General features: G+C 62.7%; 9 protein-coding genes. 2 read left to right on the forward strand and 7 right to left on the reverse strand.

Going from position 1 to position 11,967, the window contains the following annotated elements; genetic code table 11:
- Nucleotides 1-54: 54 nt before the first annotated feature.
- The 5 genes from zapE to WBR68_RS05085 all read right to left on the reverse strand — a co-directional run bounded on the left by zapE (nucleotide 55) and on the right by WBR68_RS05085 (nucleotide 7,786).
- Nucleotides 55-1,146 carry a cell division protein ZapE gene (gene zapE, locus WBR68_RS05065; protein WP_050450283.1) on the reverse strand — a complete coding sequence of 364 codons (1,092 nt, stop codon included), beginning with the start codon at nucleotides 1,144-1,146 and terminating at the stop codon, nucleotides 55-57.
- Nucleotides 1,147-1,227: 81 nt separating this feature from the next.
- A complete protein-coding gene (gene lpdA / locus WBR68_RS05070) occupies nucleotides 1,228-2,655 on the reverse strand; it encodes a dihydrolipoyl dehydrogenase (RefSeq protein ID WP_050450282.1) in 1,428 nt (475 codons plus the stop codon).
- A gap of 129 nt (nucleotides 2,656-2,784) precedes the next feature.
- On the reverse strand, nucleotides 2,785-4,014 hold the full coding sequence (odhB, locus tag WBR68_RS05075; protein WP_127183777.1) for a 2-oxoglutarate dehydrogenase complex dihydrolipoyllysine-residue succinyltransferase: 1,230 nt from the start codon (nucleotides 4,012-4,014) through the stop codon (nucleotides 2,785-2,787).
- Nucleotides 4,015-4,117: 103 nt separating this feature from the next.
- Nucleotides 4,118-6,985, reverse strand: a complete 2,868-nt coding sequence (locus WBR68_RS05080; RefSeq protein WP_050449818.1) for a 2-oxoglutarate dehydrogenase E1 component — start codon at nucleotides 6,983-6,985, stop codon at nucleotides 4,118-4,120.
- Between the two features lie 330 nt (nucleotides 6,986-7,315).
- Nucleotides 7,316-7,786, reverse strand: coding sequence for an Lrp/AsnC family transcriptional regulator (locus tag WBR68_RS05085; protein ID WP_050449819.1), 471 nt, complete (start codon nucleotides 7,784-7,786; stop codon nucleotides 7,316-7,318).
- Between the two features lie 194 nt (nucleotides 7,787-7,980).
- Here WBR68_RS05085 and WBR68_RS05090 point away from each other — a divergent pair, with 194 nt between their 5' ends.
- Nucleotides 7,981-8,997: a 1-aminocyclopropane-1-carboxylate deaminase gene (locus tag WBR68_RS05090; protein WP_230693642.1), complete on the forward strand. Its 1,017-nt coding sequence runs from the start codon at nucleotides 7,981-7,983 to the stop codon at nucleotides 8,995-8,997.
- 76 nt (nucleotides 8,998-9,073) lie between these two features.
- On the opposite strand, the gene WBR68_RS05095 is transcribed toward WBR68_RS05090, so the two are convergent.
- Both WBR68_RS05095 and uraH read right to left on the reverse strand, forming a co-directional pair.
- Complete coding sequence (locus WBR68_RS05095; RefSeq protein ID WP_230693643.1) at nucleotides 9,074-10,279, reverse strand: urate hydroxylase PuuD; 1,206 nt, start codon at nucleotides 10,277-10,279, stop codon at nucleotides 9,074-9,076.
- A gap of 216 nt (nucleotides 10,280-10,495) precedes the next feature.
- Nucleotides 10,496-10,846 (reverse strand): hydroxyisourate hydrolase, encoded by a 351-nt coding sequence (gene uraH, locus WBR68_RS05100; protein WP_230693644.1) that lies wholly within the window; start codon nucleotides 10,844-10,846, stop codon nucleotides 10,496-10,498.
- Nucleotides 10,847-11,013: 167 nt separating this feature from the next.
- Here uraH and puuE point away from each other — a divergent pair, with 167 nt between their 5' ends.
- Nucleotides 11,014-11,958: an allantoinase PuuE gene (puuE, locus tag WBR68_RS05105; RefSeq protein ID WP_230693645.1), complete on the forward strand. Its 945-nt coding sequence runs from the start codon at nucleotides 11,014-11,016 to the stop codon at nucleotides 11,956-11,958.
- The last annotated feature ends 9 nt before the right edge of the window (nucleotides 11,959-11,967 follow it).

Genomic DNA, 11,967 nt, shown 5'->3' on the forward strand with positions numbered 1-11,967 from the left:
ACGGTGCGGCCCTGTCCTCAAGGGCCGCACTGCGCCATTGCTACAACGGCATGACTACAACGTCGCCGCCAGGCGCCGTTCAGATTCCAGGTATTCGCGCGACTGCATTTCCAGAATGCGCGACACGGTGCGATGGAATTCGTTGGCCAGCGCGCCTTCGGTGTAGATCTCTTCGGGTTCGCACTCGGCCGACATGATGAGCTTGACGCGGTGGTCGTAGAACACATCGATCAACCACGTGAAGCGGCGCGCCTCGGACGCCTGGCGCGGCCCCATCTTCGGCACACCTGACAAGATCACGGCATGGAAGCGGCTGGCCAATTCCAGGTAGTCATTCTGTGAACGCGGGCCACCGCAAAGCGTGGCGAAGTCGAACCACACCACCGCGCCCGCCAGCGCCACCGCGCGAATTTCGCGGTGTTCGATATGCAGCAGGGGTTCCTGCGGCGGCGTATCGGCCAGGCTGTCGAAGGCCTTTTGCAGCGCGGCTTGGGCGCGCTCGTCCAGCGGCGTGTGGTAGCTCTGCACCTGCTCGAGCGAACGGCGGCGGTAATCCACCCCGGCATCCACGTTCATCACGTCCATGCGCGACTGGATCAACTTGATCGCCGGCAGCACGCGGTCGCGGTGCAGGCCGTCGGTGTACAGGGTCGACGGCTCGTAGTTCGACGTCATGACGAACGACGTGCCGTACTCGAACAGCTTCAACAGCAGTCGGTGCAGGATCATCGCGTCCGCCACGTCCGACACATGGAACTCGTCAAAGCAGATCAGGCGATAGCGCTTGGCGACCCGCTTGGCCACTTCGTCCAGCGGGTCCTGCATGCCCTTCACTTCTTCCAGCTCGCGGTGCACGCCCCGCATGAATTCATGAAAGTGCAGCCGCGCCTTGCGCACGACCGGCACGGTGGCATAGAAGGCATCCATCAGGAAGCTCTTGCCACGCCCCACCCCGCCCCACAGATACACGCCGCGCGGCACATCCGGGCGGTTCAGCAGCTTCTTCAGCGCGTTCGAGCGCATCGACTTGAACTTGACCCATTCGTCGTAATAGCGCTGCAAGCGGTCGATGGCCTGCTTTTGCGCGGCATCGGGCTTGTAGCCACGTTCGGCCAAGGCGTGTTCGTAGTATTCGCGGACGTTCATGGGGGACTTAGCTCAACCAACCAAAATGAAAAAAGGGCGGGTCCTTGAACCCGCCCCCTGTCTAGCTCAGGTCAAGGACGCTTAGAAGTTCAGCGCGCGCTTGTCCACGGCCAGAGCGGCTTCCTTCACGGCTTCCGACAGCGTCGGGTGCGCGTGGCAGATGCGGGCGATGTCTTCGGCGGCGCCACGGAATTCCATGATGGTCACGGCTTCCGAGATCAGTTCCGAGGCCATCGGGCCCACGATGTGCACGCCCAGGACTTCGTCGGTCTTGGCATCGGCGATCACCTTGGCAAAGCCGGTGGTGTCGCCCAGCGCGCGGGCGCGGCCGTTGGCCAGGAACGGGAAGCTGCCGGCCTTGTACTCGCGGCCTTCGGCCTTGAGTTGCTGCTCGGTCTTGCCGACCCAGGCGATTTCCGGCGACGTGTAGATGACCCACGGCACGGTGTCGAAGTTGACGTGGCCATGCTGGCCGGCGATGCGCTCGGCAACCGCCACGCCCTCTTCTTCGGCCTTGTGCGCCAGCATCGGGCCGCGCACCACATCACCCACTGCCCAGACGTTTTGCAGGTTGGTCTTGCAGTCGCCGTCCACGGCCACGAAGCCGCGTTCGTCCAGCTTCAGGCCCACGGCGTCGGCGTTCAGGCCGCCGGTGTAGGGCACGCGGCCGATCGAGACGATCAGCTTGTCGACCACCAGCTTCTGCTCGGCGCCCTTGGCGTCGACGTAGGGCACGGTCACCGACTTGGCGGTGGCCTTGATCTCGCCGATCTTCACACCCATCTGGATGTTCAGGCCTTGCTTGGTGAACGCCTTCAGCGCTTCCTTGGCAACCTGGCCGTCAGCGGCGGCCAGGAATTCGGGCATCGCTTCCAGGATGGTCACTTCCGAACCCAGGCGGCGCCACACGCTGCCCATTTCCAGGCCGATCACGCCGGCGCCGATCACGCCCAGCGTCTTCGGCACGCCACCGATGTTCAGTGCGCCGTCGTTGGACAGCACGACCTTTTCGTCGAACGGCAGGCCTGGCAGTTCACGCGCCGACGAACCCGTCGCCACCACCACGTGCTTGGCGACCAGGTCTTCTTCGGCGGTGCCGGTGACCTTGATGGCCCAGCCGCCTTCCACTTGGCCGCTGAACGCGCCCTTGCCGTGGAAGAAGGTGACCTTGTTCTTCTTGAACAGGTACAGGATGCCGTCGTTGTTCTGCTTGACCACCGTGTTCTTGCGGCCGATCAGGGTGTCGAGCTTCAGGCTGACGCCCTTGACTTCGATGCCGTGCTCGGCGAAGTGGTGGTTGGCTTGTTCAAAGTGCTCGGACGATTGCAGCAGCGCCTTGGACGGAATGCAGCCGACGTTGGTGCAGGTGCCACCAGGAGCCGGGCCGCCTTGGCCGTTTTGCCAGGCGTCGATGCAAGCGACCGACATGCCCAGCTGGGCTGCGCGAATGGCGGCGATGTAGCCGCCAGGGCCTGCGCCGATCACGACGACGTCAAATTGTTTGGACATAGTGTTCTCGCGATTGAGTGTGGGGTGGAACACGCCCCGCCCGGTGTTTGCGAGCCGGAGGCCAGCCGTGGGCCGACCGGGGCGCCGCGAACCGGAAGGCCCGGTGCGGCGCCGCGCGGAGCGTCGAGATTACAGGTCCAGCAACAGGCGCTGCGGATCTTCCAGGGCGTCCTTCATGGCGACCAGGCCCAGCACGGCTTCACGGCCGTCAATGATGCGGTGGTCATAGGACAGCGCCAGGTAGTTCATCGGACGGATGACGATCTGGCCGTTTTCGACCACAGCGCGATCCTTGGTGGCGTGCACGCCCAGGATGGCCGATTGCGGCGGGTTGATGATCGGGGTCGACAGCATCGAACCGAACACGCCACCGTTGGAGATCGAGAACGTGCCACCGGTCATTTCTTCAATGCCCAACTTGCCGTCAGCGGCGCGGCGGCCGAAGTCGGCGATGGTCTTCTCGATTTCAGCGATGGACAGTTGGTCGGCGTTGCGCAGGATCGGCACCACCAGGCCACGCGGGCTGCCGACAGCGATACCGATGTCGAAGTAGCCGTGATAGATGATGTCCTTGCCGTCGATCGACGCGTTGATCAGCGGGTACTTCTTCAGCGCGGCCACAGCGGCCTTGACGAAGAACGACATGAAACCCAGCTTGATGCCGTGTTCCTTTTCGAACTTGTCCTTGTACTTGCTGCGCAGATCGATGACCGCTTGCATGTTCACTTCGTTGAACGTGGTCAGGATTGCGTTTTCTTGTTGCGACTGCAGCAGGCGCTCGGCGATGCGGGCGCGCAGGCGGCTCATCGGCACACGCTGTTCCGGACGGCCGTCCAGCGACAGCGTGGTCGGGGCCGGCGCGGCCGGGGCCTTGGCCGGAGCAGCCTTGGCGGCGGGAGCGGAAGCGGCCAGGGCGTCGCCCTTGGTCACGCGGCCATCGCGGCCGGTGCCCGACACGGAAGCGGCGTCAACGCCCTTCTCGGCCAGGATCTTGGCGGCGGCGGGCGATGCCACGCCGGCGGCGGCCGACGAGGCCGGGGCAGCGGCGGGAGCAGCCGGAGCTTGTTCAGCAGCCTTGGGGGCTTCGGCGGGAGCCGTCGCGGCGGCGGCGGCCTTGGCGGCGGTGTCGATACGGGCCAGCACTTCGCCCGAGGTCACGGTGCTGCCATCGCCCTTGACGATTTCAGCCAGCACGCCCGAAGCGGGGGCCGGCACTTCCAGCACAACCTTGTCGGTTTCGACTTCGATCAGGATTTCGTCCGCTTCAACGGCAGCGCCCGGCTGCTTCTTCCAGGTCAGCAGGGTCGCTTCGGAGACGGATTCGGAAAGTTGGGGGACAACGACGTCGGTAATAGCCATTTTGTTTGTTCCGTAAAGTTTGTGTTCTGGTCACGCTGCGCGGCAAGGTTCGAAACCGGGTTCCAAAACGCTTGCCGCGCGCGGCGCGTGCATCAAGTCAGGGTTACTTCGTCAACATGACCTTGAACTTGGGCGCGAAAGCCGTTTCGATCAGGGCCTTCTGCTGCTCCTGGTGCTTGGCCAGGTAGCCCACGGCCGGCGATGCCGACGCGGCGCGGCCGGCGTAGCCCAGCTTCTGGCCTTCCACCATGTTCTCGTACACGTGATGCTGAACGTAGAACCAGGCGCCTTGGTTCTGCGGTTCGTCCTGAACCCAGATCACTTCGGTGGCCTTCGGGTACTTGCGCAGTTCGGTCTCGAACGCCTTGTGCGCAAACGGGTACAACTGCTCGACGCGGACGATGGCCACGTGGTCGGCGCCACGCTCACGGCGGGCGTTGACCAGGTCGTAGTACACCTTGCCCGAGCAAGCCAGAACGCGCTTGACCTTGCTGGCGTCGATGGCCTCGTCGACTTCACCGATCACCGGCTGGAAGCTGCCGCCGGCCAGGTCGGTCAGGGGCGAACCCGCGTCCTTGTTGCGCAGCAGCGACTTCGGCGTGAACAGCACCAGCGGCTTGCGGAACGGGCGGATCATCTGGCGGCGCAGAACGTGGAAGATCTGCGAGGCAGAGGTCGGCTGGACCACTTGCATGTTGTTGTCGGCGCACAGTTGCAGGAAGCGCTCGATGCGGCCCGACGAGTGCTCGGGGCCTTGGCCTTCGTAGCCGTGCGGCAGCATCAGGGTCAGGCCCGACTGGCGGCCCCACTTGGCTTCGCCCGAGCTGATGAACTGGTCGATCACGACCTGGGCGCCGTTGACGAAGTCGCCAAACTGGCCTTCCCAGATGGTCAGCGTGTTCGGTTCAGCGCTGGAGTAGCCGTATTCAAAGCCCAGCACCGCCTCTTCGGACAGCACGGAGTCGATGACGGTGAACGGCGCCTGGCCGTCCGACACGTTTTGCAGCGGAATGTAGGTGCCGTCGTTCCAGCGTTCGCGGTTCTGGTCGTGCAGCACGGCGTGGCGGTGCGTGAACGTGCCACGGCCCGAATCCTGACCGGTGATGCGGATGGCGTAGCCCGACGAAACCAGCGTGGCGAAGGCGAGGTGTTCGCCCATGCCCCAGTCCAGGTTCATTTCGCCCTTGGCCATCGTGCGGCGGTCGTTCAGCAGCTTGGCGACCAGCGGGTGCACCGTGAAGCCTTCCGGAACCGTCGTGATGCGTTCGCCGATGCGCTTGAGTTCAGCCAGCGGCACGGCGGTGTCGGCCTGGTCGGTCCACTTGGCGCCCAGGAACGGCGACCAGTCGATGGCGTACTTGCTCTTGTAGTCGGTCAGCACCGGCTCGATGGTGCGCTGGCCGTCTTCCATCAGTTGACGGTAGTCCTTGACCAGTTGATCGGCTTCGCCTTCAGCCAGCACGCCTTGCGTGGTCAGCTTGTCGGCGTACAGCTTGCGCGTGCCGGGGTGATGGCCGATGCGCTTGTACATCAGCGGCTGCGTCAGCGACGGGGTGTCTTGCTCGTTGTGGCCCAGCTTGCGGAAGCAAACGATGTCCACGACGATGTCATGACGGAATTGCAGGCGGTAGTCCAGGGCCAGCTTGGTGACGAACACCACGGCTTCGGGGTCGTCGCCGTTGACGTGGAACACCGGGGCTTCGATCATCTTGACCACGTCGGTGCAATACAGCGTCGAACGCGAGTCACGCGGGTCGGACGTGGTGAAACCGATCTGGTTGTTGATGACGATGTGCAGCGTGCCGCCCGTGCCGTAGCCACGGGTTTGCGCCAGGTTCAGCGTTTCCATCACCACGCCTTGGCCGGCGAAAGCCGCGTCGCCGTGCACCAGCACCGGCAGCACGGTCTTGCCTTCGGCGTCGCCACGGCGTTCCTGGCGAGCGCGCGCGCTGCCTTCGACCACGGGGTTGACGATTTCAAGGTGGGACGGGTTGAACGCCAACGACAGGTGGACCGGGCCGCCACGGGTGGACAGGTCGGACGAGAAGCCGTTGTGGTACTTCACGTCGCCGTCGGTCAGGCCTTCGGCGTGCTTGCCTTCGAACTCGGCGAACAGGTCGCCGGGCATCTTGCCCATGATGTTCACAAGCAGGTTCAGGCGACCGCGGTGGGCCATGCCGACCACGATTTCCTGGACGCCGTTTTCACCGGCGTGGTTCACCACTTCGTCCATCGAGGCGATGAAGCTTTCGCCGCCTTCCAGCGAGAAGCGCTTCTGGCCGACGTACTTGGTGTGCAGGAAGCGCTCGAGCCCTTCGGACTCGGTCAGCTGCTGCAGGATGTGGCGCTTTTCTTCGGCCGAGTAGGACGGCGCGCCCAGCGTGGTTTCCAGGCGTTCCTGGATCCAGCGCTTGGCGGCGGGGTCGGAGATGTGCGTGAATTCAGCACCGACGCTGCGGCAATACGTGTCGCGCAGCGCCTTCAGGATGTCGCGCAGCGTCATGGTGCTGGCGGTCGTGAAGTAGGTGTTGGTGGCCGAGTAGGTTTGGTCCAGATCGGCTTCGGTCAGGCCGTAGAAGGCCGGATCCAGTTCGGGGATCGGCGGGCGCTCTTGGCGCTTGAGCGGATCCAGGTCGGCCCAGCGCGAGCCCAGCGAGCGGTAGGCAGCAATCAGCGATTGCACCGACACCTGCTTGCTGGCGACGCTCAGGTCGGGTTCGGCAGAGCGTTGCACGAAGGCATTGGCCTTGGCGCGCTGGGCGAACGATTCGACGATGGGAGCATGGGCCTGGTCACGAGTGGACTCTTGGCCGTCGGTAGCGGGAGCGTGCTGCAACTGGTCGAAATATTCGCGCCAGTTATCAGGAACCGAACCGGGATTATCGAGGTAGGCTTCGTAAAGCTCCTCAACATAGGGGGCGTTACCGCCAAAGAGATAAGACGTGGATAGAGATTCTATTTCCGAAGACATATCGCTTCACCTTTACGAGTGCTTCACTCGACACGATGCAGGAAAAACCTTCCGCGACACGGGCTTCCCGTTTAGCGGATCGCAGGGGGCAGAAGGCGCGTACAAGCCTTGAAAGCCGTATGCCGAGCAGTATAACCCTTTGAGTTTACGGGCGTCTTCCGACATTTTTGTGGCGCAAAAGCGCATTCGGAATGCCTGCATGCGGCCGTGGAATGTCCGGCCAACCCCTGACATTGCGTCGTCTACGCGCCATCAATTTCTGGCATTCCAAAATGCCGCAGTGCGTCATTGCCGAGCAACTTGGCGCACAAGTGTTGCGCATTAGCCGCGTCACACCGGCAAGGCTGTCGTCGACAAGATCTCTTTCAACACAAAAAAGGTGCGAATCTGGCGTACGCCGGGCAGCTTGATGATCTCGCCCGCATGCAGCTTGTTGAAGCGATCCAGGTCGCGTATGCGCAGCATCAGGAAGTAGTCGAACTCGCCCGCCACCAGGTGGCATTCCAGGCAACCGCTGATGCCGCGCGCCGCTTCCTCGAAGTCGGTGAAGGAATCGGGCGTGGACCGGTCAAGCACCACCCCCACAATGACCAGCGTGGCCATGTCGACCTCGGCGGGTTCAAGCAGCGCGACCGTCTTTTTGATGATGCCTTCGGCCTTCAGCTTTTCCACGCGCCGCAGGCAGGCCGCGGGGCTCAGGTGGACGCGCGTACTGAGATCCAGGTTGGTGATCTGCGCGTCGTCCTGCAAGACGCGAAGAATGTGCCGGTCGATACGGTCCAGTCCGGAAAGCGCGGCCATTTAATATGTCCCTAAAAATATTATCTGGTTAATGTGCGATTCGAAAAAATATTAAATCGAAAACCTAATTTTTCATAAATTTTTATATCGCCATCTATCTTTAATACGCAATTGACCACTTCCACCCGTGATTCCTATGATTTTTCCCATCCGCGCCTCACTCGCCGGCCGGAATGCCTTCATCAGGAGCCCGCATGGATCTGCAACGTTTTCCCCGACATCGCCTGACCTTCGGCGACACCCCCATCGAAAAACTTGAACGCCTGTCCGCGCACCTGGGCGGCAAGGTCGACATCTACGCCAAGCGCGAAGATTGCAATAGCGGCCTGGCGTTTGGCGGCAACAAGCTGCGCAAGCTGGAATACCTGATCCCGCAGGCGCTGGAGCAAGGTTGCGACACGCTGGTCACCATTGGCGGCATTCAATCCAACCACACCCGCATGGTGGCCGCGGTGGCCGCCAAGCTGGGCCTGGCCTGCGTGCTGGTGCAGGAAAATTGGGTGGACTATTCCGACGCCGTCTACGACCGCGTGGGCAACATCATGATGAGCCGCCTGATGGGCGCGGACGTGCGGCTGGTGGACCAGGGCTTTGACATCGGCTTTCGCCGCAGTTGGGAAGAAGCGCTGGAAGACGTGCGCAAACGGGGCGGCAAGCCCTACGCCATTCCCGCCGGCGCGTCCGATCACGAACTGGGTGGGCTGGGCTATGTGGGCTTTGCCGAAGAGGTGCGGCGCCAGGAAGCCGACCTGGGCTTCAAGTTTGACTACATCGTGGTCTGCGCCGTCACCGGCAGCACGCAGGCCGGCATGGTGGTGGGCTTTGCGGCGGACGGCCGGGCCAACCGCGTCATCGGCATCGACGCATCGGCCACGGCGGAACAAACCCGCGCGCAGATCCTGCGCATCGCTCGCCGCACGGCGGATATGGTGGGGCTGGAAGCAGGCATCGCCGACAGCGACGTGGTGCTGGATACGCGCTACGCCTATCCGGCGTATGGCTTGCCGTCGGCCGAAACCAACGACGCCATCCGCACCTGCGCGCGCCTGGAAGGGATGATGACCGACCCCGTGTACGAGGGTAAGTCCATGCAGGGCATGATGGATCTGGTTCGTCGAGGCGAGATACCGGCTGGGTCGAAGGTTCTGTATGCGCACCTGGGAGGGGTGCCGGCGATCAACGCCTACAGCTTTCTGTACCGCAACGGCTGAAGCCGACGGCCCGCCCGCCGGCTTCGGGGCGATGGGCTGGCCAGCGGGCGACTTGCGCTGACCGGCCCCGCCTGGGCTATTGGGTCTTGGCTCCCGCCTGGAACCACGCGCCGATCAACGCGCGTTCATCGTCGGTCATGCCGGTGGAATTGGCCATCGGCATGATTTTCGACACCACCACTTGCTGGTAAACGGCCTGGGCATGGACCGCGATCTGCTCAACGGAATCCAGGCGCACGTTCTTCATCTGCACTTGTTCCCCATGGCAAAGCAGGCAACGCTGGTCGAACACATGGCGCACTTTTGCAAACGCCACCTCGGCGGGCGCGGCCACCGCCGCCGACGCCGCCACGGGCGCGGGCCGCATCCACACAATGGTCAAGCCCAGCACCGCCACGCCCAGCAGCACATACGGCAGTGGGTTGCGCGCATTGCCCAGCTTGAAACGATGGCGCACCACGAAGAACTGGCGTATCGCCGCGCCGCCCAGCATGATCAGCAGCAGCACGATCCAGTTGTAGTGATGGGTATAGGTGAAGCTGTAGTGGTTGCTCATCATGGTGAACACCACCGGCAGCGTGAAGTAGGTGTTGTGCACGCTGCGCTGTTTGCCGCGCTGACCATGAACCGGGTCGACCGGCTTGCCCGCCCGCATCGCCGCCACGTTCTTGCGCTGGCCGGGGATGATCCAGAAGAACACGTTGCCGCTCATGGTGGTGGCCATCATCGCGCCAACCAGCAGAAACGCGGCGCGGCCCGCGAACCAATGGCAAGCCAGCCAGGATGCCAGGGCGATGAACACCACCACCAGCACGCCCACGATGGTGTCGCCATGCTTGCCTCGGCCGAACAAACGACAGATGCCGTCGTAAACAATCCAGAACACAACGAAGAACGCCAGCGCCACCGCCACGGCGGTGCCGGGCTGCCAATCCATTTTCGACCGGTCAATCAGATAGGTACTGGCGTTCCACAGGTACGACACGGTGAATAGCGCGAAGCCGGTGATCCAGGTGCTGTAGCTTTCCCAGAACGACCAATGCAGATGTTCGGGCAGCTTCTTGGGCTGCACCGCGTACTTCTGCATGTTGTAGAAGCCGCCGCCGTGTACCGCCCACTGCTCACCGCCCACGCCCTTGTCGAGCGACTCGGCGTCTTGCGGTTTTTCAAGGCTGTTGTCCAGCATCACGAAATAAAACGAGGTGCCGATCCACGCGATGCCGGTAATGATGTGGGCCCAACGCAGCAACAGGTTGACCCAATCCAGGTAGTAGCTTTCCATACACGCCCCCGCAGTGGGCGGGCCTTGATAGGCTCCGCCGCACTGCCTACCACCGCGGGCGCTGTAAGCAGAAGATAGATCGCGCACAAGGCCTGGTTGATAAGCCCCGCACCGCTGCGATCAAGATCCGCGAAATTGTATGCAGGTTTTGTCCACAACGCTATGGAAGGCGGGCCGTCCTGGCATCAGGAATACCCTGATGCCCGCATCGGGCCATCACGATCCACGATAGGTGGAATAGCTCCAGGGGCTGACCAGCAAGGGCACATGATAGTGCTGATCGGCATGCGCCACGCCAAAATCCAGGCTGACCAGATTCAGGAAATTGGGCTCGGGCAAGGCCACGCCGCGGGCCTTGAAGTAAGCGGCCACATCGAACACCAGCCGATACGTACCTACCTTCAGTTCGGCATCGTTGAAGAGCGGTTTCTCGCTGCGGCCATCGTGGTTCAACGTGAAGCGGCTAAGCAGCGAGGCCGAAGGGCCGTCGGTGGAATACAGCGCAACGGCCATGCCTTCCGCCGGGCAGCCGTGCATGGTGTCGAGTACGTGCGTGGTCAGTCCCATGGTGTCTCCTGTGCATCAGACGGTGCGCCCGATGATCTTATGGTTATCCTTAATGATGTACATAAATTGTATACAGCCAATTGCTTTCCAGCTATTGTTTAGCCCATCATGAAACCGTCCGCCCACTTGCGCCCTGCCGCGCTCATCGGCTTTGTGCCCATCCATTCATGAACACCTACGATTCCACGCTTCCGTATCCCCGCGACCTTATCGGCTATGGCCGCAACCCGCCCCATGCGCAATGGCCCGGGCGCGCGCGCATCGCCGTGCAGTTCGTGCTGAATTACGAAGAAGGCGGTGAAAACAGCGTGCTGCATGGCGACCCCGGGTCCGAACAATTCCTGTCGGAAATGTTCAACCCGGCCAGCTACCCCGACCGCCATCTCAGCATGGAAGGCATCTATGAATATGGGTCGCGTACCGGTGTGTGGCGCATCCTGCGCGAATTCGAAAAACGGCAACTGCCGCTGACGGTATTCGGCGTGGGCATGGCCTTGCAGCGCCACCCCGAACTGACGGCGGCATTCACCGAGCTGGGCCATGAAATTGCCTGCCATGGCTGGCGCTGGGTGCACTACCAGAACGTGGACGAAGCCACCGAGCGCGAACACATGCGCCTAGGCATGGACGCCATCACGCAGTTGACGGGCACGCGGCCGCTGGGCTGGTACACCGGGCGCGACAGCCCCCGCACGCGCCGCCTGGTGGCGGACTACGGCGGTTTTGAATACGACAGCGACTACTACGGCGACGACCTGCCCTTCTGGATGCAGGTACAAAAAAGCGATGGCACCGTCGTGCCGCAATTGATCGTGCCCTACACGCTGGACTGCAACGACATGCGCTTTGCCCTGCCCCAGGGTTACTCGCACGCCGACCCGTTCTTCCAGTACCTGAAAGACAGTTTCGACGTGCTCTACGCCGAAGGCGACGAAGCGCCCAAGATGCTCAGCATCGGCATGCATTGCCGGCTGTTGGGACGCCCAGGCCGCATCACGGCATTGCAGCGGTTTCTGGACCACATCGGCAGCCACGACCGCGTGTGGGTGTGCCGCCGCCTGGATATCGCCCGGCACTGGAAAGCCACTCATCCCTACCAACCCACCCGTTGAGCGCGACAA

The sequence above is a fragment of the Achromobacter sp. JD-1 genome (genome assembly GCF_038594925.1).
In the GTDB taxonomy this organism is placed as follows: domain Bacteria; phylum Pseudomonadota; class Gammaproteobacteria; order Burkholderiales; family Burkholderiaceae_B; genus Achromobacter; species Achromobacter spanius_C.

Bases quoted from the DNA above. Each gene is read 5' to 3' on its own strand.
- WBR68_RS05080 (WP_050449818.1), bottom strand. From the start codon at position 6,985: ATGTCTTCGGAAATAGAATCTCTATCCACGTCTTATCTCTTTGGCGGT.
- odhB (WP_127183777.1), bottom strand. From the start codon at position 4,014: ATGGCTATTACCGACGTCGTTGTCCCCCAACTTTCCGAATCCGTCTCC.
- zapE (WP_050450283.1), bottom strand. From the start codon at position 1,146: ATGAACGTCCGCGAATACTACGAACACGCCTTGGCCGAACGTGGCTAC.
- WBR68_RS05085 (WP_050449819.1), bottom strand. From the start codon at position 7,786: ATGGCCGCGCTTTCCGGACTGGACCGTATCGACCGGCACATTCTTCGC.
- uraH (WP_230693644.1), bottom strand. From the start codon at position 10,846: ATGGGACTGACCACGCACGTACTCGACACCATGCACGGCTGCCCGGCG.
- puuE (WP_230693645.1), top strand. From the start codon at position 11,014: ATGAACACCTACGATTCCACGCTTCCGTATCCCCGCGACCTTATCGGC.
- WBR68_RS05095 (WP_230693643.1), bottom strand. From the start codon at position 10,279: ATGGAAAGCTACTACCTGGATTGGGTCAACCTGTTGCTGCGTTGGGCC.
- WBR68_RS05090 (WP_230693642.1), top strand. From the start codon at position 7,981: ATGGATCTGCAACGTTTTCCCCGACATCGCCTGACCTTCGGCGACACC.
- lpdA (WP_050450282.1), bottom strand. From the start codon at position 2,655: ATGTCCAAACAATTTGACGTCGTCGTGATCGGCGCAGGCCCTGGCGGC.